General features: G+C 46.9%; 23 protein-coding genes. 11 read left to right on the forward strand and 12 right to left on the reverse strand.

Annotation, left to right across the window (positions count from 1 at the left end):
* Nucleotides 1-62: 62 nt before the first annotated feature.
* From G459_RS0116485 to rocD, 4 genes are all read right to left on the reverse strand, one after another.
* Entirely contained in the window at nt 63-1355 is a 1293-nt protein-coding gene (locus G459_RS0116485) for an ammonium transporter (protein WP_157373366.1), read from the reverse strand.
* A gap of 518 nt (nt 1356-1873) precedes the next feature.
* Nucleotides 1874-2842 carry a porphobilinogen synthase gene (hemB, locus tag G459_RS0116500; protein WP_026968632.1) on the reverse strand — a complete coding sequence of 323 codons (969 nt, stop codon included), beginning with the start codon at nt 2840-2842 and terminating at the stop codon, nt 1874-1876.
* Nucleotides 2843-2963: 121 nt separating this feature from the next.
* Nucleotides 2964-3638, reverse strand: a complete 675-nt coding sequence (locus G459_RS0116505) for an HAD family hydrolase (protein ID WP_026968633.1) — start codon at nt 3636-3638, stop codon at nt 2964-2966.
* Between the two features lie 59 nt (nt 3639-3697).
* Nucleotides 3698-4939 (reverse strand): ornithine--oxo-acid transaminase, encoded by a 1242-nt coding sequence (gene rocD / locus G459_RS0116510; protein WP_026968634.1) that lies wholly within the window; start codon nt 4937-4939, stop codon nt 3698-3700.
* A gap of 71 nt (nt 4940-5010) precedes the next feature.
* Between rocD and G459_RS30185 the strand changes: the two genes are divergently transcribed.
* The 9 genes from G459_RS30185 (at nt 5011) to G459_RS0116560 (ending at nt 9501) form a co-directional block, all read left to right on the forward strand.
* On the forward strand, nt 5011-5163 hold the full coding sequence (locus G459_RS30185; RefSeq protein WP_169725045.1) for a C1orf53 family protein: 153 nt from the start codon (nt 5011-5013) through the stop codon (nt 5161-5163).
* Between the two features lie 102 nt (nt 5164-5265).
* A complete protein-coding gene (gene rpmB, locus G459_RS0116520) occupies nt 5266-5508 on the forward strand; it encodes a 50S ribosomal protein L28 (RefSeq protein ID WP_026968635.1) in 243 nt (80 codons plus the stop codon).
* 32 nt (nt 5509-5540) lie between these two features.
* On the forward strand, nt 5541-5723 hold the full coding sequence (gene rpmG, locus G459_RS0116525; protein ID WP_009036148.1) for a 50S ribosomal protein L33: 183 nt from the start codon (nt 5541-5543) through the stop codon (nt 5721-5723).
* Nucleotides 5724-5760: 37 nt separating this feature from the next.
* Nucleotides 5761-5913, forward strand: coding sequence for a DUF4295 domain-containing protein (locus G459_RS29485; RefSeq protein ID WP_084454550.1), 153 nt, complete (start codon nt 5761-5763; stop codon nt 5911-5913).
* A gap of 95 nt (nt 5914-6008) precedes the next feature.
* Nucleotides 6009-6965 (forward strand): signal recognition particle-docking protein FtsY, encoded by a 957-nt coding sequence (ftsY, locus tag G459_RS0116535; RefSeq protein ID WP_026968636.1) that lies wholly within the window; start codon nt 6009-6011, stop codon nt 6963-6965.
* 117 nt (nt 6966-7082) lie between these two features.
* A complete protein-coding gene (locus tag G459_RS0116540) occupies nt 7083-7928 on the forward strand; it encodes an SPFH domain-containing protein (RefSeq protein WP_026968637.1) in 846 nt (281 codons plus the stop codon).
* Between the two features lie 3 nt (nt 7929-7931).
* Nucleotides 7932-8423, forward strand: a complete 492-nt coding sequence (locus tag G459_RS0116545) for a hypothetical protein (protein WP_035456232.1) — start codon at nt 7932-7934, stop codon at nt 8421-8423.
* Nucleotides 8424-8426: 3 nt separating this feature from the next.
* A complete protein-coding gene (locus tag G459_RS0116550; protein ID WP_026968639.1) occupies nt 8427-8609 on the forward strand; it encodes a type II toxin-antitoxin system antitoxin in 183 nt (60 codons plus the stop codon).
* Nucleotides 8610-8736: 127 nt separating this feature from the next.
* On the forward strand, nt 8737-9501 hold the full coding sequence (locus G459_RS0116560; RefSeq protein WP_026968640.1) for a class I SAM-dependent methyltransferase: 765 nt from the start codon (nt 8737-8739) through the stop codon (nt 9499-9501).
* Here the strand turns inward: G459_RS0116560 and G459_RS0116565 are convergent.
* The 8 genes from G459_RS0116565 to G459_RS0116605 form a co-directional block, all read right to left on the reverse strand.
* Nucleotides 9498-10460, reverse strand: a complete 963-nt coding sequence (locus G459_RS0116565) for a glycosyltransferase family 2 protein (RefSeq protein ID WP_026968641.1) — start codon at nt 10458-10460, stop codon at nt 9498-9500. The genes G459_RS0116560 and G459_RS0116565 overlap by 4 nt on opposite strands.
* Nucleotides 10460-11422 carry a glycosyltransferase family 2 protein gene (locus G459_RS0116570; RefSeq protein ID WP_026968642.1) on the reverse strand — a complete coding sequence of 321 codons (963 nt, stop codon included), beginning with the start codon at nt 11420-11422 and terminating at the stop codon, nt 10460-10462. Before G459_RS0116570 ends, G459_RS0116565 begins: the two co-directional genes overlap by 1 nt.
* Nucleotides 11423-11425: 3 nt before the next feature.
* Nucleotides 11426-11974 carry a DUF4199 domain-containing protein gene (locus tag G459_RS0116575; RefSeq protein ID WP_026968643.1) on the reverse strand — a complete coding sequence of 183 codons (549 nt, stop codon included), beginning with the start codon at nt 11972-11974 and terminating at the stop codon, nt 11426-11428.
* A gap of 11 nt (nt 11975-11985) precedes the next feature.
* Nucleotides 11986-12495 carry a DUF4199 domain-containing protein gene (locus G459_RS0116580; protein ID WP_026968644.1) on the reverse strand — a complete coding sequence of 170 codons (510 nt, stop codon included), beginning with the start codon at nt 12493-12495 and terminating at the stop codon, nt 11986-11988.
* A complete protein-coding gene (locus tag G459_RS0116585; RefSeq protein WP_026968645.1) occupies nt 12488-13729 on the reverse strand; it encodes a dihydroorotase in 1242 nt (413 codons plus the stop codon). The genes G459_RS0116580 and G459_RS0116585 overlap by 8 nt, the downstream gene beginning before the upstream one ends.
* 247 nt (nt 13730-13976) lie before the next feature.
* On the reverse strand, nt 13977-14726 hold the full coding sequence (locus tag G459_RS0116595) for a succinate dehydrogenase/fumarate reductase iron-sulfur subunit (protein WP_026968647.1): 750 nt from the start codon (nt 14724-14726) through the stop codon (nt 13977-13979).
* 27 nt (nt 14727-14753) lie between these two features.
* Nucleotides 14754-16688 carry a fumarate reductase/succinate dehydrogenase flavoprotein subunit gene (locus G459_RS0116600; protein WP_026968648.1) on the reverse strand — a complete coding sequence of 645 codons (1935 nt, stop codon included), beginning with the start codon at nt 16686-16688 and terminating at the stop codon, nt 14754-14756.
* Nucleotides 16689-16701: 13 nt separating this feature from the next.
* Nucleotides 16702-17382, reverse strand: a complete 681-nt coding sequence (locus G459_RS0116605; RefSeq protein ID WP_026968649.1) for a succinate dehydrogenase cytochrome b subunit — start codon at nt 17380-17382, stop codon at nt 16702-16704.
* A 316-nt stretch (nt 17383-17698) separates the two neighbouring features.
* Between G459_RS0116605 and G459_RS0116610 the strand changes: the two genes are divergently transcribed.
* Together G459_RS0116610 and G459_RS0116615 are read left to right on the forward strand one after the other, a co-directional pair.
* Nucleotides 17699-20476: a T9SS type B sorting domain-containing protein gene (locus G459_RS0116610; RefSeq protein WP_026968650.1), complete on the forward strand. Its 2778-nt coding sequence runs from the start codon at nt 17699-17701 to the stop codon at nt 20474-20476.
* Nucleotides 20473-20874: a thiol-disulfide oxidoreductase DCC family protein gene (locus G459_RS0116615; RefSeq protein ID WP_026968651.1), complete on the forward strand. Its 402-nt coding sequence runs from the start codon at nt 20473-20475 to the stop codon at nt 20872-20874. The genes G459_RS0116610 and G459_RS0116615 overlap by 4 nt, the downstream gene beginning before the upstream one ends.
* The last annotated feature ends 116 nt before the right edge of the window (nt 20875-20990 follow it).

A 20990-nucleotide genomic window follows, 5' to 3' on the forward strand; every position in this document is an offset into this window, starting at 1 on the left:
CCGCACGAAGGAGTCGCGATTTTTCTACCGGAAGTGGCGTGTACTTTTATGAGGCCAAACGCCTATTCGTCATACACAATGGTGTATCCGCGGATTCCATGTTCGTGAGAATCCAAGCCAGTTCTTTCATGCTCTTCAGACACTCGGATCCCCATGGTCTTTTTCAGAACAAAGAAAATTACAAAGGCAGAAGCAAAGGCCGTCGCTCCGCAAATAGCTACTCCAATCAACTGGGTAACAAATGAGTGGTCTGGATTGGTCGAGAAAATACCCACAGCCAAAGTTCCCCAGACTCCGCAAGTCAAATGCACGGAGACGGCACCCACTACATCGTCAAGTCTTGCTTTATCCAGAAGGACTGCTGAAATCACAACCAAAATTCCTCCGACAAAACCGACAAGAACAGCTGTACCCGGGTTAATCACATCTGCACCAGCCGTGATAGATACAAGTCCTGCCAAAATGCCATTGAGAACCATGCCCAAATCCAGGCGTTTGAAGGCAAAATAGGCAGCCAAAAAGCCTCCTAGACCACCGGCGCAAGCAGCCAGGCACGTCGTCACCAAAACAAAAGATACCAAGCCAGGATCTGCCGAAAGCACTGATCCGCCGTTGAAGCCAAACCATCCCAGCCAAAGCATAAACACACCGATCACCGCCAGCGGAACACTCGCTCCTGGCTTTTCGACTGTTTTTCCATTCACATATTTCCCGATTCGAGGTCCGACCAAAATCACTCCGGCCAGCGCTCCCCATCCACCTACTGAATGGACCAAGGTACTTCCTGCGAAATCATAGAATCCCATTTCATTCAAGGCTCCGCCGCCCCATTTCCAGCTTCCGATGAGCGGATAGACTATCCCAACAAAGAACAAGGTAAAAATCAGGTAGGCTCCCAATTTGACACGCTCGGCGATAGCTCCAGACACAATCGTAGCAGCCGTGGCGGCAAACATCGCCTGGAAAAGGAAATCAGTCCAATAGGTATAACCCCCATTTGCATAGCCGACAGTCACATCGGCGTCGGCAGGGCTAAACCAAAACATGCTCCATCCAGCCGCATCGAATGCAAACCAGCCCGGAACTTCAAAACCGGGATACATCAGATAGAAGCCAAAGGCCGCATAGCAAAGAATTCCGATAATCGGGGTAATGGTATTCTTGAATAGAATATTTACCGTGTTTTTGGCTTGGCCAAATCCTGCCTCTACTCCGGCAAATCCAAGGTGCATGATAAACACCAGGGCAGTAGAGAGCATCATCCATACATTGTTTGTCGTCAGGAGACCTTGGGCGATCTCCGCTGACAAATCGATCGCGGCCGCATCTTGGGCCAACAGGGGTGCGAAATACATCATTAGGTTTTGGTTAAATTTTGAACGTTTTTCAGAATTTAAAATAGGTTTGCGAGCAATTGCTTCTTTCGAATGTAATTATAAAAAAAGCATAAAAACAAACTGATTTTTGATTTTAACTCAACCAAATCAATATTTAAAGGCTATTTTACATCCATTTTTTACATTTTTTTCAATTTTTATACAGAAACACGATATTTCATAAACTGTTCGGTTAGAAAAATAAAATTTGGAAAATCTTCATGAAATTCTCTGGAATCGATTACGGAAGACCTCAAACAGTAGCAAAAAATATATCTTACCCATTTGACAAAACTATATTCTGAATATTTTACTTTTTTGGAATATTCATTCAAATGTCATTTTTTATGAAAAACATAATTTTTCATAAAATGGATTTTTTTTTATCTGAAATGAAAAAATCATACACGTTATCCAGAAGATTTGATGAAATAACAGCCCAAAACAAAAAAAAGCCCAGATAAATCTGGGCTTTGGGCAAAAATTAAAAGCAATATCTATTTTCCTAGCAAAGCGTACTCTTTTGCAAAATAAGACAGGATGATTTTTGCCCCGGATCTCTTGATGGAAAGCAAAATCTCAAGCATCGCACGGTCAGAATCCAACCACCCCTGCGCCGCTGCTGCCTTTACCATACTGTATTCACCGGAAACGTTGTACGCAGCAACCGGCAGAGGACAATTGTCACTAAGTAGCTTGATAATATCCAGATAACTCAGCGCCGGCTTGACCATAAGGAAGTCTGCACCCTCCTCGGTATCCAAGTCAGCTTCGATCAATGCTTCCTGGGAATTGGCAGGATTCATCTGATAGGTTTTTTTATCGCCAAATTTCGGTGCCGAATCCAGCGCATCTCTGAATGGACCATAGAATGCACTTGCATACTTGGCCGTGTAGGACATGATCGAAGTGTCCGAGAAGCCGCTTTCGTCGAGAAGATTTCGGATGTACCCCACCCTTCCATCCATCATGTCCGAGGGACCTAAAATATCCACTCCTGCGTCCGCTTGTGCCAATGACATCCTTCCCAATATCTCGAGCGTCTCGTCATTGAGGATTTTTCCACCTTTCACTAGGCCGTCATGCCCATCGCTACTGTACGGATCCATGGCCACATCAGACATCAAACAGACCTCGGGGAATTGCTTTTTGATCTCACGGAGTGCTTTCAGATAAAAAGTCCCCGGATTATAGCTTTCGGATGCATTGGAATCCTTTAGCGACTCGGGATATGCCGGAAAAACGTCAAAGGCCATGATCCCAAGATTCATGCAAGCTTCGATCTCCTTAAGCATCAGATCCTGGGAATATCTAAAAATCCCGGGCATTGAATTCACTTCCACTTTCTTGTTTGATCCGTCAATCAGGAAAAGGGGGAATATCAGGTCTTTGACCGAAAGGCTGGTTTCCTCAACCAGGTTTCTTACAGCTTCAGATTTGCGGTTTCTGCGGGGTCTTCGTTGCATCATTTCTTTTGTAAAACAGAGGACAAAGTTAACCATAGGCAGGGTAACCTTCTTTCAATTAACGAGAAAAGCATTCCAGAAAATCCAGAATGCTTGATGAGATTAACAATGAAATAGCCTTCTATTGTATCAAGCTGTCTTTGGCGTTCAAAAGGTGCTGGATTTTAGCTACCTCAAGGCCCAAATAATTTTCGATATACAGATCGCAAACCGGCAGCTCGTCTACAGTATGCGACGAGAGGACTCCCACCACTTTCATTCCCGCATTTTTTGCAGCCGAAACTCCCGAAAAGGAATCTTCGAAAACGATGCACTGACTCGGATCAAGCGAGAGGTTTTGAGCTGTCTTAAGGTAGACTTCAGGATCCGGCTTGTGCTTGCTCACGTGCTCACTCGCCAGGGCAGACTCCAGATGAGGAAAAAGATCCAGCTTTCCAGCTATCAATTCGAGATTTGCAAACGGCGCAGAAGTAGCCACTCCGGTTTTAAATCCTGCCTTTCTCAGGGCATGGAAAAACTCCAGAAAACCCGGAATCGGATCTACCTGCTCCTTATATATTAACCGAAAAAGACTCTCCTTCTCATCCTCCAGATCCAAGAGCTCTTGACCTTCAATTGTTCTTCTGAGAAAGTGGCTCAAGATGTAGCCATTGTTTTTCCCATACATATGGAGCATAAAATCTTCCTCAGTGGGAAAGAGCTCGCGTTTTTCAAAGAATTGCCTGAAGGCTTGGGAATGAAATGGGTTGGTATGGCAAATGACGCCATCCATATCGAAAATTACTGCTTGTGACATTGGATATAATAAAGGGGTACTGAAAATGGTAACTCAATCGGTTTTCAAAAAGTGCGATTTTAACCCCGGGTTTCAAATTTCGCAATGACGCGTTCGATAATGTCACAACATTCATTCAGCTGAATCTCGGTCATCACCAGCGGCGGCGCAAAACGAATAATGTTGCCATGAGTAGGCTTAGCCAAAAGCCCGTTTTCAGCAAGCGCTATACAAATATCCCAAGCGGTGGAGCTTTCTTCGCTGTCATTGATCACTATGGCATTCAGCAATCCTTTTCCTCGAACGAGCCTAACAAGGTCCGATTTCCCGACCATTTCCTGCATCCTTTGGCGAAAAATAACCCCGAGCCGTTCCGCATTTTCAGCCAGATTTTCATCCTTAACCACTTCCAAAGCGGCCATCGCCACTTTCACTCCCAAGGGATTGCCTCCGAAGGTTGACCCGTGCTGTCCCGGCTTGATCACATTCATGATATGATCGTCGGCCAAAACAGCAGACACCGGATAGAAACCTCCCGAAATAGCCTTGCCCAGAATCAACATGTCCGGCCGCACATTTTCATGATCTACAGCCAGCAGTTTCCCGGTTCGTGCGATGCCTGTCTGAATCTCGTCCGCAATGAAAAGCACATTCTTGCTCTGACAAGCCGCCTTTGCCTTAGTCAGATACCCGTCTTGAGGTACAAAAACTCCTGCCTCGCCTTGGATTGGTTCGACAAGAAATGCCACCACAGCCGGGTCCTCGAGCGCGCTTTCCAAAGCGGAGATGTCATCATAAGGCACCTTGACAAAACCGGCTGTGTATGGGCCAAAATTTTTCCGGGCATTTCTATCATTGGAAAAGGAGATGATGGTCGTCGTCCTTCCATGGAAATTGCCGTCAGCAACGATGATCTTGGCGGCGTTCTCATCCACCCCTTTGCGCTCATAGCCCCATTTTCGTGCAATTTTAATTGCTGTTTCCACCCCTTCCGCGCCGGTATTCATGGGCAGGACCTTATCGTAGCCAAAGTATTCAGTCAAGTACTTCTCGAAAGGTCCTAACACGTCATTATAAAAAGCTCGGGAGGTCAGTGTTAGAATCCCCGCCTGCTCGATCAGCGCTTGTTTGATTCGCGGATGACAGTGTCCCTGATTGACAGCCGAATAGGCCGACAGAAAATCATAATACCTTTTCCCTTCCACATCCCACAGAAACACGCCCTCTCCCCTGGCCAATACCACGGGCAAAGGATGATAATTATGGGCACCATATCTATCTTCAAGTTCGATTGCTTGGCTGCTGGAAGTAAGGTTTTCCATGTTTTGGTTAATTTTACGCGGTTTTGTAACTGGACCAGACTCAAATATAACAATTGCCCCTTGGCCATGCCATGAAAGAAGAAAAGAAGCCCTTGCCAGCTCTGACCGCAGAAGACTACTATATCAACGGAAAGGGGTTGATGGTTTTTACAGAAAAATATCACCTGAAACGGGGCTATTGCTGTGGAAACGGGTGCAAACATTGCCCCTATCCAAAAGCCTGAGGAAAAGCCGAATATTTTTAAAATGCTTTGTTGTTAATTCCCAAAAAGTTCCGATATTTGCAGACTCATTACAGAAACGCATTTATTTTACGATACGAAATCATGGCAAAAGTTTGTGACATAACCGGAAAAAGACCTCAAGTAGGTAATAACGTGTCCCATGCAAACAACAAAACCAAGCGTAGATTTTACCCAAATCTTCACAAGAAGAGCTTCTACGTCCCAGAGGAAGACGCATGGATCACTCTGAAAGTTTGCTCTAAGGCACTGAAAACTATCAATAAGAACGGTATCACTGCAGTTTTGAAAAAAGCGCAGGATTCTGGAATGATTGTTATCAAATAATCAAAGTCACAGTCCCTTAAATCAACACCGAGATGGCTAAGAAAGGCAATAGAGTACAAGTGATTATGGAATGCACCGAGCACAAAAACTCCGGCATGCCAGGTACTTCAAGATACATCACTACCAAAAACAGAAAAAATACGACCGAAAGATTGGAGCTGAAGAAATTCAACCCAATCCTGAAGAAAGTAACTGTTCATAAAGAAATCAAGTAATTTAGCTCGGGTCTGATCCCGCTTAAACAACACAGAAATGGCTAAGAAAGTAGTAGCAACCCTGAAAAAAGAAGGTGGCGTATCTTACGCCAAAGTGATCCGTGCCGTCAAGTCTGAGAAGACCGGTGCCTACACCTTCAGAGAAGAAATGGTTCCTTCCACCGCGGTACAGGACACCTTGAAAAAATAATTTGCCTAACGCATCGTAATGCACATTGAGTCCCTCTGGTTAAATATCAGCAGGGACTTTTTCATTATATTCCACTTTTATAAAAACAACGCAGCATGGGAATCTTTGGATTTTTTTCAAAAGAGAAAAAAGAAAGTCTGGATCAGGGACTTCAGAAAACCAGCGAATCCATTTTCTCCAAGCTAAGCAAAGCTGTAGTAGGAAAGTCCCAAGTCGACGAGGAAGTCCTCGACCAACTGGAAGAAATTCTCATCACCTCTGACGTCGGAGTGGACACCACCATCAAAGTCATTCGAAGGATTGAAGAGCGTGTCGCCAAAGACAAATACCTCAACTCCTCAGAACTGGATGTGATCCTTAGAGAAGAAATTGCTTCTTTGCTGGAAGAGAACAACACGCAGGATCTGTTGGATTTTGAGATACCGGCAGACAAAAAGCCTTACGTCCTCATGGTCGTGGGTGTAAATGGCGTCGGAAAGACCACCACCATCGGCAAACTAGCCAACCTATTCAAAAGCGCAGGAAAATCAGTCGTACTCGGTGCGGCGGACACTTTTAGAGCTGCGGCAGTAGATCAGCTCATTCTTTGGGGCGACCGCGTTGGTGTGCCTGTCGTCTCGCACGGCATGAACACTGACCCCGCCTCTGTTGCCTTTGACGCGGTGAAGCAAGGTGTCGACACCGGCGCCGACATCGTGATCATCGATACGGCGGGCAGACTTCACACCAAAGTCAACTTGATGAATGAGCTTGGCAAGATCAAGCGTGTGATGCAGAAGTTCATCCCGGACGCACCGCATGAAATCCTTTTGGTCTTGGATGGCTCCACCGGCCAAAATGCTTTCATCCAAGCCAAAGAATTCACCAAAGTCACAGATATCACGGCCTTGGCCATCACTAAACTTGACGGAACTGCAAAAGGCGGTGTGGTCATCGGTATTTCGGATCAATTCAAAATCCCGGTCAAATACATCGGAGTCGGTGAAAAGATGACTGATCTCCAGCTCTTCAATCGAAAAGAGTTCGTCGACTCTCTTTTCAAAAAGAACTAAATCCCACCAATCAACCTCAATACCCCGGCCACCCCGGGGTATTTTTTTTGCAGAAAATTTGCCATTTAAATTAATTTTCCGTTATTCACAATGATATCATTTTAACATCATATTGAAATGGAAAAAATAACCAAACCCAGCTCAGGATACATCATGGTTTTCCTGGTACTATTCGGAATCGTAGCTTCCGCCACTCTCCTGTCCTATGGATCTCCAATTGGCGGAGTTCTACTTTTCCTATCCATCGCTTGTTCGCCCGGCTTCTTCATCGTCGAGCCAAACAAAGCGATAGTGCTTTTGCTGTTCGGAAGATATGAGGGAACAGTCAAAGCAAACGGCTTCTTTTGGGTCAATCCTTTCATGGTCAAAAAGAAAATTTCTCTCCGTGTCAGAAACTTCGAAAACAAACCACTCAAAGTGAATGACAAGATCGGTAACCCTGTCATGATCGGAACTATCGTCGTCTGGCAAGTGGAAGACACCTTCAAAACCACTTTCGATGTGGAGGATTATGAAAACTTCGTACATCTTCAGACAGACGCCGCTGTCAGAAAAATGGCAGGATTGTTCTCCTATGACAATTTTGAAGATGACCATTCTGAAATCACTCTAAGATCTGGAGTAGAGGAAGTAAACCATTCTTTGGAAAAAGAAATTGCAGAGCGGCTGCTCCAGGCTGGAATAAAAGTAATAGAAGCCCGCATCTCGCATTTGGCTTATGCCTCCGAGATCGCGTCAGCGATGCTCCAAAGACAACAGGCTACCGCCATCGTAGCAGCAAGACAAAAGATCGTAGAAGGTGCAGTCGGAATGGTGGAGATGGCTTTGGCTGATCTGAAAATGAAGGACATTATCGAGTTTGATCAAGACAAAAAAGCTGCAATGGTGTCAAACCTGATGGTAGTTCTTTGCTCTGACCGAAGTGCCAGTCCGGTTCTGAATGTGGGAACTTTGCACCAATAAATCATGTACGGTCGGATTTTCAAAGAAGAGCAAACCTACCGGGGCACTTGGGTAATGTATCTGATCCTGCTGCTGGAGATTCCCACACTTGTCCTAGTAAGTGTGCTGGTGTTCACAGGCGAATCCACCGAGAGAATGGAAGGAATGATTGCCCTAATTGCTGTTTTCAGCGTTATGGCATTGGTCATGGGATTGATTTTCAACATCAAGCTGGAAACCAGGATCGACGAAAAAGGAATCCACTACAAGTACTTTCCTTTTGTCAAGTGGAGGCTAATTGAAAAGCATGAAATCCGAAAAGCAGATGTGATATCGTTCAGTCCGCTGACCGATCATGGCGGATGGGGAATCAAGGGGAATAAAACCACCAAAGCCTATACGGTGATTGGAGACACGGGTCTTTCGATCGATCTGGGTGAAAAGAAAAAAATTCTCATCGGCACGCAAAAGCCGAAAGAGTTGAGTGAGTTTATAGAAAATTGGATGGAGGACTAAATCATGTCAAAGAAAAAAGCGTTTGCGCTCCGACTCGATGAATCCATGATGAAGGCATTGGAGAAATGGGCCGCAGATGAATTTAGAAGCACAAATGGCCAGTTGGAGTGGATTATCAGGGAATCTCTGCGGAAAGCCGGAAGACTCCCAAAAGGATCTTCCGAATCCGACGAGCCGATTGGTTAGAGAGTAAATATTTTATTCACTCAAGGCGGAACTATCCGCCTTTTTTTTGTCCCAATCGACCCCGGGAATCCCGCTGAGAAAGCCGAACTGCAATTGTTTTGGTAACTTGCAGCGCAATTTACCCAGCATGAAAAAAGCCATCAGTTTCGTCATTCGCTACATCCCACGACCAATACTCCAGACCGTCAGCCCGATGGTGATGAAGGTCCTGTCACAATTGAACAAAGGAAATGAGGTAGAATGCCCGGTTTGCAAAAACCAATACAAGAAATTTCTCCCCTATGGGCGGATTGCCCGGGAAAATGCCCTTTGCCCCAGCTGCCTGGCCTTGGAAAGGCATCGATTGATGTGGCTCTTTCTTCAGGAAAAAACAGACTTTTTCACCGGCAAATTAAAAGTGCTTCACGTCGCGCCTGAGCACTGCTTCATTGAGCGATTTGAAGCGCTGCCCAATCTGAACTACATCACGGCAGACATCGAGTCTCCTTTGGCAAAGGTCAAGATGGACGTTCACTCCATCCAGTTTCCCGAAAACACCTTCGACGTGGTCTTTTGCAATCACGTGTTGGAGCACGTCGACGACGACATCCTAGCTTGCTCGGAATTTAACCGGGTGCTCAAACCAAATGGCTGGGGAATACTTCAGTCACCCGTTTACAATCTTGAAAAAACAATTGAAGACAAATCCATCACCGATCCGGCTGAGCGAGAGCGTTTGTTCGGACAGCGGGACCATGTTCGGAAGTTCGGGAAAGATTATGCCCAAAGACTAAGGAAGTCAGGTCTCAAGATGGAGGAAAACCTCTTCGTGAAAGAACTCCCTGCGGAAAAGGTGAAACGCTTCGCCCTGGCTCCCGATGAGACAATTTTCGTGTGCAGAAAAGGCAATTAGCCTTTGGTGAGCTTTCTGACAAATTCAAAAACCAATCCCGCCCCATAGCAGCAAAGCTGGATAATCGAAGTTACGAGTGCCAAATCACCCACAAGAATAGACTGATACTTCCAGCTGGCTGTCCAAATCACCATTGCTCCCCAAGCTCCCAAAACAAGAACCTGCGGGATCAGAAAAATCTGAAAAAAGACTGCATTGGCAAGTAGTGAGACCAAGAACAAACCAAAAAAAGTCGGCATCCAATGTACCAACTTGATCGCCTCGGGGTGAAATCGCGAAACGTTGACGCGGTTTCTCCCAAACGAAAAGGCCTGCCTTGCAAATGACCCAAGCGTGTTCTTCCGCTTGTGATAGACAAAAGCCTCTTCGACCAATTCCAGCCGAAATCCTGCCTTCTTGATCCGGATACTCCATTCGATATCCTCTCCCCGGTTTGGATCTACAAATCCTCCTAATGCCGCAAAAACCCGCCGCGAAACGCCCATATTGAATCCTCTCGCCTGATATTTTGAAGGATCTTTCAGCTTTCCACGGATTCCTCCGGTCGTCCAAAAAGAAGTCATCGCAAAATCCATCGCTTTTTGAAGATTGGAAAAATCCGATGCCGCCGCATCGGGACCGCCAAAAGCATCCAGATCTCTCTCCTGGATGGCTTTTTCCAAAACCGACAGATAATCTGGAGGTAAGATGACATCCGAATCCAATATGACAAAGAAGTCGCCTTTGGCTTCTGTCATCCCAAAATTCCGGGCAAATCCCTGTCCCTGATTTTCTTGAAAAAAGTATTGGATCGAAAGCTCTGAATCAAATCGTGATACGACTTGGTCCGCCTTGGTTGTCGAACCATCCTCTACCAATACTACCTCAAAACCCTTGTGGGTTTGATGGCTCAAACTAGTTAGAAGTTCAAATACCTCAGAGGGACGATTGTAAACCGGTATGATGACCGAAAAAAACATTAAAAGTCGAAATTGAGCTCCTCGTCTATCTTGTATTCGATTTCCTTGGATTGATTGGACGTCATCAGCTCTGCAATAAATCCGGTAACAAACAGCTGAACTCCTATAATCAGCGCTACCAAAGCGAGGAAAAACAGCGGCTGATCGACGATTTCGCGGACTTTCAGCCCTTTGCTCAGACCATAGACTTTCTCAAAAATCAGCCAAGCTGTAATCAGAAAACCAGAAAGAAATGAAAAAGTACCCAAGAGCCCGAAGAAATGCATCGGCTTCTTTTTGTACCGATGGACAAAAGAAACAGTAATCAGATCCAAGAAGCCGTTGAGAAACCGCTCCAGTCCAAACTTTGAGTACCCGTATTTCCTCGGTTGGTGTTGCACTACCTTCTCACCGATTTTCCCAAAACCATTCCACTTGGACAGCAACGGGATATACCGATGCATCTCACCATAGATGCGCACGTTTTTCACCACCTTGTTTCGGTAAGCCTTCAGTCCGCAATTGAAATCATGGAGTTGAATTCCTGAAATCCAGCGGGTCACCCCGTTAAAAAATTTGGAAGGAATGGTCTTGGAGATCGGGTCATGGCGTTCTTTTTTCCAGCCCGACACCACATCCAGTCCGTCTTGGGTTATCATGGAATAAAGCCCAGGAATCTCATCTGGACTATCCTGCAAATCGGCATCCATGGTAATCACCACTTCCCCGACCGCCCGTCGGAAGCCAGCGTCCAGCGCAGCAGATTTCCCGAAATTGCGGGTAAAATTAAGACCTTTGACGCTAGGGTTTCGAGAAGATAGCTTTTGAATCACATCCCAAGAACGGTCCGTGCTGCCATCGTTGATGAAGATCACCTCATAAGAAAAGCCGTGCTGATTCATCACACGGCTGATCCAATGGGCAAGTTCTGGCAATGATTCTTCCTCGTTGAAAACAGGGACAACTACGGAAATTTGAGTCATGGATTAATAGTCTAGCGATTTGTCACGCTTCTTTAGAATTGCGGCCAAAATTAACGCTATAATGGCATAAATGATAAGTCCAAAGCCAAAGCTTTTCAGCTGGCCGCCAATCGTAAAGGAATCAGCGGTGCTTTTTCGGATCTCATTCAGCGCATCTGGAGGAAGCGTGTCAGGATTTTGTCCGAAACTCGCCATCATCTCCAGCGATTTATTAAATGTAATATCCGCCAAAACCCCCGCGAGTGATGGGTCAATCACATGAAACAGAAGTATCTGACCGATTAGCGACACAACTCCTGAAATCAACATTGCAATGAAGCAGAAGTTGAAAGCCACACCAAAGCTCATGAATCCTCCGAGTTCTGTTCGGTATTCTTTGCCAAAGTAAATCAGCAAACCAAAGAATATCACCAATGCGATCAGTAGCATCCACATCGAAGCCAACAAACTGGAATCAATAAAATAAGCGACGTAGGTAACGGCCAAGGCGGCCAATCCCATGGTAAGTCCTGGTTTGATCGCTGCCTGTAGGGGAGTTTGTTTCTCTTCCATAAAAGAATTGGTTAGGGGTTTTTCCTGAAAATAATAGAAATAATAATGCTAAAAAACATTCCGGGGACGATTTTCCAAAGTCCATCGTTCAAAGCAACATCCCATGGAGACATCTCTTTCAAGCTTCCTTCAGTCGCCAAATAGGAATTTTCACCGAGTTGGGAGATAATCATCGCCTTACTTTCGAGCAGAACTTCAAGTTTTTGCATCTTGATTTCTTCGAAGAGTTCAGGAGAAAAACTGAGAATCACCCAGATGCCAAGTGTCGATAAAATACCGAGTAGCGTATAGGTCACAAACCCAACCGTCATCCCTTCGGAAAAAGACAGAAAGCCAGAATTGGAATAATCCTTAAAGAACTTGATGGAAAGAAACACAGCTACCGGAACCAGTACGTAGCCAAACAGCAGGTTCAAATTGGTAGGATCTGGATAAAGAAAGGAGAGGAAATAAAATGAGACAATGCTCAATACACCTCCCAAGGTGCCAAACTGATAAGCGGATGCAAAGTATTTAGTCATCCGTCTTGATCAAGTTTCCTTTCTGAAAAACATATTTCACCTTGCCGGTGACTTCTGTTCCAAACCATGGATTGTTTGCGGACAGCGACTGATTGGACTTTTCGCCATAGATCCACTTTTCCGTAGGATCAAAAATAGTCCAGGACGGAGTTGAAGTAGAAAGGATTCTCTCCGGGCCCTCGGTGATTTTCTCAATCAAAAGCTCCCAAGAAAGTTCGTCGGAAAGCTTGACCATGGCCGGAAGGAATGTCTGCAAACCCGCCATCCCAAAGGCTGCCAAGTCAAACTCGGCAAATTTCGAATCAAAATCCTGTGGCTGGTGATTGGAGACGATCGCATCGATTGTCCCATCTTTCAAACCTTCGACCAATGCAGCCCGATCTTCGGCTCCTCTAAATGGAGGCTTAACCTTGTAATTGGGCTCAAAGGTGACCAAATCAGCCTCTGAAAAAATCAACTGGTAAATCGACACGTCTGCAGTCACCTTCAGTCCCTGTGCCTTGGCTTCCCGAATCAGCGCGACGCCCTTAGCGGTATTGACAGTCTGAAAATGCACACGGCCCCCGGAATATTTCAGTATCTCAATGTTTCTCTGAATGGCGACATCGTCTGCGATATTTGGGATTCCCTTCATGCCCAGTTTGGTGGAAATCTCTCCCTCATGCATCTGCCCAAATATCGCCAGCAGCGGGTCATAGGCGTGATCGAACAACACTCCGTCAAACTTCTGGAGGTACTGCAAGATCTTCATGTACCGATCCGGATTGGCCAAAGTCTTGGTTCCGTCTCCAAAAAACCGAAGCCCGGACTGAAAATGCATGTCCAAGATCTCCGTAAGGTCTTCTCCTGAAGCATTCTTGGTCACTGCTCCCATTACATGCAGTTGCGGAGCATACTTCTTTGCTTTCGTCAACACAAAATCAACCTCACTTTTGGACTGGATGACCGGGTCGGTATTGGGCAAAATTAACGCTTGGGAAAAGCCCGAGGCACTCAGAGATTGGCAGAGGCTCTCGACTGTCTCCCGGTACTCCTGACCGGGCTCACCCAATCCGCACCGAAGATCGATCCAGCCCTTAGACGCCAAAAACGAGAAACAGTCTATTGCTTGATCAAACTCCCGGGAGCTAGCGTCCAACACCTCCTCGATCAATCCATTCTCAAAGGTGTAATCTCTAGGCTCCAAAATCGCCCCATCCTGAATCAATCTAAGGCCTTTCAGTAGTACGGTCATCAATTTGAGTTTTGCTGCAAAAATGCAACAATAATGGGTAAAAAGAAAAGTGATCGAAACAAAAACGGCACTCCGATGGGTTCCTCCACCCAGTCTACAAATCTCCCAAGCTCTCTTCGAAAACCCCGGACCTCTGTCTCTTTCGTTTCAGAAAGTCCCTCAGAGAAAGTGAAAAGCCTTCTCAAAAAAACAAAAAAAGCCAGACCCAAGGGCCTGGCTTTCTCTTCATTTATTTTTCAGATTCAGATCAGACGTTTTCGCTGGTCAGTGAAGCAGAGAAATACTCTCTGTTCATCCTTGCAATATTGGTAAGGGAGATTCCTTTTGGACATTCCGCTTCGCAGGCACCGGTATTGGTGCAAGCTCCGAACCCTTCGGCATCCATCTGGGCCACCATCTTTTCCACTCTCGTTTTTCGTTCGACTTGACCTTGCGGAAGCAAGGCCAGCTGAGAAACTTTCGCAGAGGTGAAGAGCATGGCGGAGGCATTTTTACAAGCTGCCACGCATGCACCACAGCCGATGCACTGAGCGGCATCCATTGCCAAGTCCGCGATTGTCTTTGGAATCGGGATCTCATTCGCATCCGGCACGCCGCCGGTATTGATGTTGACATAGCCACCCGCTTGGATGATTCGGTCAAATGCATAGCGATCCACCACCAGATCTTTCACCACCGGGAAAGCTTTGGCTCTCCAAGGTTCAATGGTAATGGATTGTCCGTCTTCAAACGACCTCATGTGAAGTTGACAGGTCGTTGTCTGAAGCGGCCCGTGAGGCTTGCCGTTGATGACCAACGAGCAAGTCCCGCAGATGCCTTCGCGGCAGTCGTGGTCGAAGTGAACAGGATCCTCGCCTTTTTCAGTCAATTCTTCGTTCAACACATCCAGCATCTCGAGGAAAGACATGTCTTTGGAAACATGATCGACGGGATACGTAGCGAAGCCACCTTTGTCGGATGCGTTTTTCTGTCTCCAGATTTTTAAAGTCAATTTCATAATCAGCTATGAATTTTTGTCTAAAGATTATTTGTAAGAACGCTGAGTCAGCTTCACGTTTTCGAATATCAAAGGCTCTTTGTTGAGCTCTTCTTCCTGACCTTCGCCCATATACTTCCAGGCAGCCACGTAGGCGAAGTTTTCATCGTCGCGAAGCGCCTCTCCTTCCGGAGTTTGGTACTCCTCCCGGAAGTGACCTCCACAAGACTCGTTTCTGTTGAGTGCATCGTCCACCATCAATTCTCCAAGCTCCAAGAAATCCGCCACGCGATGTGCTTTTTCGAGGGAAAGGTTCAACTCTTCATTGGTTCCAAGCACCTTGACGTCTGACCAGAATTCCTTTTTCAGGGCTTTGATTTCGGCTTTCGCTTTTGCCAAACCTTCTGCTGTCCGCGCCATCCCGCAGTAATTCCACATGATCTTGCCCAGTTTCTTATGGAAATGATCAATGGTCTGCTTGCCGTCGATATTCAGCAGCTGGCTGATTCTGTTTTTGACCTCCTGCGCAACCTTTGCAAATTCAGGATGGGTTTCATCCACTTTTTTGGGTGGAGTCTGCGCCAAGTAGTCACCGATGGTGTAAGGAATCACGAAGTAACCGTCTGCTAATCCCTGCATCAAGGCAGAAGCTCCCAAGCGGTTGGCACCGTGATCGGAGAAGTTGGCCTCGCCCAAGCAATACAAGCCCGGGATAGTAGTCATCAAATTGTAATCGACCCAAAGCCCACCCATCGTGTAGTGTACCGCCGGGTAGATCATCATCGGCGATGTGTAAGGGTCCTCTCCTGTGATCTGCTTGTACATATCGAAGAGGTTCCCATATTTCGACTCGATGACCGCTTTGCCATCACGCTTGATGGCGTCGCGGAAATCAAGGAACACGGCCTCGCCGGTTTCGTTGACTCCCCTGCCGTCGTCACAAGCCTCTTTCGCATTTCGGGAAGCCACATCACGCGGTACGAGGTTACCAAAAGATGGATATTTCCGCTCCAGGAAGTAATCACGGTCTTCTTCTTTCAGGTCACTGACCTTGATCTGTCCTTTGCGCAGCTTCTCTGCATTTTCTTTCGAAGCAGGTACCCAAACCCGGCCGTCGTTTCTCAGCGATTCGGACATCAGCGTCAACTTGGACTGATGATCTCCTGACACCGGAATACAAGTCGGGTGAATCTGGGTAAAGCAAGGGTTGGCGAAGTAAGCGCCACGCTTATGGGCTCTCCAAGCAGCGGTCACATTGCAGCCCATCGCGTTGGTGGAGAGGAAAAACACGTTGCCGTATCCACCTGTGCAAAGCAAGACAGCATGGGCCGCGTGCGTCTCAACCGCTCCGGTGATCAGATTTCGGGTGACAATACCTCTGGCTTGGCCATCGACCATAACAACGTCCATCATCTCGGTACGCGGATAGAGTTTTACTTTTCCGTTTGCTACCTGACGGCTCAGCGCAGAATAAGCACCCAAAAGCAACTGCTGTCCGGTTTGGCCCCGGGCGTAGAACGTACGGGAAACCTGCGCACCACCAAAAGAACGGTTAGCCAGCAATCCGCCGTACTCGCGGGCAAAAGGCACTCCCTGCGCCACACATTGGTCAATTATTTTTACAGACACCTCTGCCAGGCGATAGACATTGCCCTCGCGGGATCTGTAATCTCCGCCTTTGATGGTGTCGTAGAAAAGTCTATATATCGAGTCGCCGTCATTCTGATAGTTCTTCGCAGCATTGATCCCGCCCTGAGCAGCGATCGAGTGTGCCCGGCGTGGACTGTCGTGAAACGTGAACGCTTTGACATTGTAGCCCAGCTCAGCCAAAGATGCTGCAGCAGAAGCTCCTGCCAAACCGGTTCCCACTACGATGACGTCGTACTTTCGCTTATTTGCCGGGTTCACCAGCTTGCTGTTAAACTTGTGCTTCGTCCATTTTTCTGCCAAAGGACCAGCAGGTATCTTGGAATCTAGTATCATACGGGACTGTTGATTAGCTGTTGAAATAGATATAAACTGGCATGGCTGCGAAAAGTATCGGAACCACAATGCAGTAAACTAAACCGACTGCTCTGATCGCAGGGGAGTATTTTGCGTGATTCCAGCCCAAAGTTTGGAATGCAGAAGCGAAGCCGTGAGAAAGGTGAAAGGCTAGAAACCCCATTGCGATGACATACAAGACGACCATCCAGGTTTGCTGGAAAGCAATCTGCACCACTGAGTAAAGATCCTTGTAAGTCTCCCCTTCATAAGTCACGGTAGGGATCGCTCCCCAGTGCATCTGGTACCAAAAGCTGTACATATGCCCCACCAAAAACAGTAAAATAATTGTACCCAAAATCCCCATGTTGCGGGAAGCAGCGGAGCTGTTGGTAGACGATCCGGAGACCGCATAGCCGACTGGCCTTGCCGCCTGGTTGAGGCGACTCAATCCGATAGAATAGATGACGTGTCCAATCACCGAGAGGTAAGTCAGATAGGAAAGTATCTTGACGACAGGGTTGGTAGTCATGAACTTGGCATAGATGTTAAATGCCTCACCGCCATCGTTGTAGAACAACTGCAGGTTTCCGGCAACGTGGCCAGTCAAAAACAGAATCAGAAAAAGGCCCGTCAGAGCCATAATCAACTTTCTGCCTAGGGTGCTTTTCAAGGTTTTTGTAACCCAGCTCATACAAATTTGCGATTAGTTTAAAACGAAAGTCTTTGTTTGTTATGCCGCCAAATTTACATTTGGAACGGATAGCAAACAAAGCAATCAATCGCCATTTCACTATTTTAAAAGGTTCTAAATAGCTTTTTCCAGCTAGTTCAACTAGCCTCTGAATAGCGGCTTTTCCCGCCGGTTTATTTTTAAAGTTTGAAATTCCGGGGAATTTCTCCTTACTTCCATTTATTTCGTACTAGGTAAACACTGAGTAACGAATTTTGGAACTAACTTTTAGAATTCCATCCCGTTTTCAGATAAGAATCACCAAAGTCAACCAAACATGAAGCTTAAACTTTCCCTTGGATTTTTTTTAATCTATCTGGTGGCGGGAATCTCCTCAGCCTGGGCCACACACATCCGAGCCGGAGAAATCATAGCAGAGCGAATTTCTGTCCAAACCCTGACCTACAGGATCACTGTAGTTCTCTACACTGATACGAGATCCAGTGTCATCGCTGGACCGGGTACGATTAATTTTGGTGACGGTAGAGAAGACCAATTAAACACGGCCAGTGACTTCAGTTCTGTAGAAGATCTGGGGGATCAGATCGAAAAAAACACTTTTGTCGTCACGCACACATTTCAGGGTCCTGGTCAATACAAGATCCGCTTTCAGGAATTCAACCGAAACGATCTGACGCTCAACATGGACAATTCGGTGAATACGCCTTTTTATGTAGAAACCGAGATCAACATTGACCCTTTTATCGGGGTAAACAATTCGCCTGTACTGACTATTCCGCCCGTAGATAACGGTGCAATAAACGTCCGCTATATCCACAACCCAGGCGCTTACGACGTGGACGGCGACAGTCTTTCCTATGCGATGGACATCCCGAAGCAGCAGCTTGAGAGACCTGTGAACAACTACAGAAGTCCCGCCAGCCCGGAATTCAGCTTTAGCCAAGAAGACGGGACAACCCCTGCCTATCTGAGCATAGATCCTGTATTTGGAGATTTGATCTGGGACGCACCTGGGACAGCCGGCCAGTTTAACGTCGCTTTTCGAATCATCGAATGGCGAAAGATCAACGGGAAATATGAACAGATCGGCTACGTCGTGCGCGACATGCAGATCATCATCGAAAACTCCAACAACCGCAGACCTGAGTTGATTCTCCCTGACGACCTCTGCGTCGAGGCGGGCACGTTGATCCAGGAAATCATCCAAGGAACTGACCCGGATGGAGATCCTGTCAAGATTGAAGTCTTTGGTGAGCCGATGGAAATCACCACTTCTCCGGCGACGTATTCCCCCGAAAGCGAATATCAGCCACAGCCGGGGATTGTCAATTTTGGTTGGCAGACTGTCTGCAACCACATCAGAGCCCGTGAATACGAAGTCCGCGTCCGGATCACCGACGAGCCTCGTTCTGGCCCCAAGCTGGTCGACATCAAAACCTGGAGAATTAAAGTCGTCGGCCCACCTCCCGTCTGGGATGAGCTGGAGCAACAATCCGGCAGAACGGTGGAACTCAACTGGGATCCGTATGTCTGTGGAAATTCTGCCAGTGAAATGCAGATTTGGAGAAGGATCAACTCCGATCCATATCAGCCAGACAGCTGCGAAACGGGAATCAGAGCCGGGTACGAGCTAATCGGCACGACCAATATGCAGACCGTCAGTTTCGCTGATCTAAATGGCGGCGAAGGCCTCGCCCCGGGAAACACCTATTGCTATCGCTTGGTAGCGGCTTTCCCAGAACCAAGACTCGGAGAAAGCATCGTATCCGATGAAATTTGCATCACCATCGACGTCGATGTCCCCATCATCACCAATGTCAGCGTAGAAGAAACCGATCCCACCACGGGCGAGATCTTTGTGAAGTGGACTCCACCGTATGATATCGACAAAGTCCAATTCCCGGGTCCTTACCAGTATGAGTTGCTAAGAAGCGAGGGCTTCACAGGAAACACCAACAGAACTTCCTTGGGAATCACTACTGACACGCTGTTCACGGATACCGGATTGAATACTGAAAATCTTGTGTACAATTACCGCGTGGTTTTGCTGGACAACAACACCAAGATCGACACTTCTTCGGCCGCTTCTTCAGTCTGGATACAGCCGACGATTATCAACGAGGCGATAGAGCTCAATTGGAATTTTAATGTCCCTTGGAACAATCAAATTGGCGAATACAAACACGAGGTCTACCGAAACAGAACCGACCCAAGCGCCGCAGACACAGATACCTTTGTGAAAATCGCCGAAGTGGATGTCACTAGCAGCGGCTTCAAGTTCCTCGACGACGGAAGTTTCAACGGAATGCCGCTGGTCAAAGAGTTGGATTACTGCTACTATGTCATCACCAAGGGCGCTTACAACGTGGCCGGTCTGATATATCCTCTGGAAAACAAATCCCAAATCACCTGCGCAAAACCTGATGACAACCGACTACCTTGCCCGCCGGTCTTGACATTTGAAGGGCCCGAGTGCGCTGCATACGTCGCCGAACAACCTTGCAACAGCACCTCCTTTGAACACAACCTGAGTTGGGTTCCTGATTTCAGCGGCGACTGCGATGACGAACTGAGTGGCTACAAATTATACTTCACTCCTGATGGGGAAGAAGGCGTCTTCAACTTGGTCAGCGAGCTTAGTTCCCTGGACTTGGAGACCACGCTTACTAATCTCCCAAATTACCGAGGATGCTACTACATCACCGCAGTAGATCGCTCTGGAAATGAAAGCGAGCCGAGCAACGTCGTCTGCGTGGACAACTGCCCAGTTTACAACCTTCCCAATGCATTCACTCCAAACGGTGACGGAAACAATGACCTATTCATTGCCTTCGACAATCCATTCTCACAATGCCCCCGTTTCGTGACTGGCGTGGAGATTTTCATCGTCAACCGCTGGGGTGCAGAAGTGTTCCGATACAATAGCCTCGAATCCAACGAGAACGACGTCCTTATCCGTTGGGATGGCAAAGACAAAAATGGAAATGAGCTTCCGGCCAGCACGTATTTCTATTCCGGCACGGTGAGTTTTGATGTGTTAGATCCGAGTCAAAAAACCAGAGAACTGAAAGGCACCATTCAGATTCTGAGATGAGCCGGGCTAAATCTGTCATCCTCTTTGACGGAGTCTGTAACCTCTGCAACACCTCGATTGATTTCGTCCTTCAGCGGGACAAAAAGGACCAATTTCGGGTAGGTGCGCTGCAGTCAGCGGAAGGAAAGGAGTTGCTTTCCAGATTTGACACCAATCCGGATTACCTGGATTCGCTGGTGCTCATCGAAGGTGACCAAATCTATTATCGCAGTACTGCTGCACTCCGGATTGCCAAAAAGCTCCCAGGGCTTTGGCGGATTTTGTATGGATTAATCATCTTTCCACCGGCTATCAGAGACGCCGTTTATGACTGGATCGGCAAAAATCGCTACCGTTGGTTTGGTAAAAAAAACACCTGCCGGCTGCCTACTCCCGAAGAGAAAGCTAAATTCCTGTAGGACTTGATTGAGTCTCCGCCGGGCGAAAACTGTTTTGAGTTGGCCTCAATCTCCAAAAAACGAACAATCAGAAAACGACTATATTTGTCTATCCAATCAAAAAAACAAAAGATCAA

The sequence above is a fragment of the Algoriphagus terrigena DSM 22685 genome (assembly GCF_000429445.1).
In the GTDB taxonomy this organism is placed as follows: Bacteria; Bacteroidota; Bacteroidia; order Cytophagales; family Cyclobacteriaceae; genus Algoriphagus; species Algoriphagus terrigena.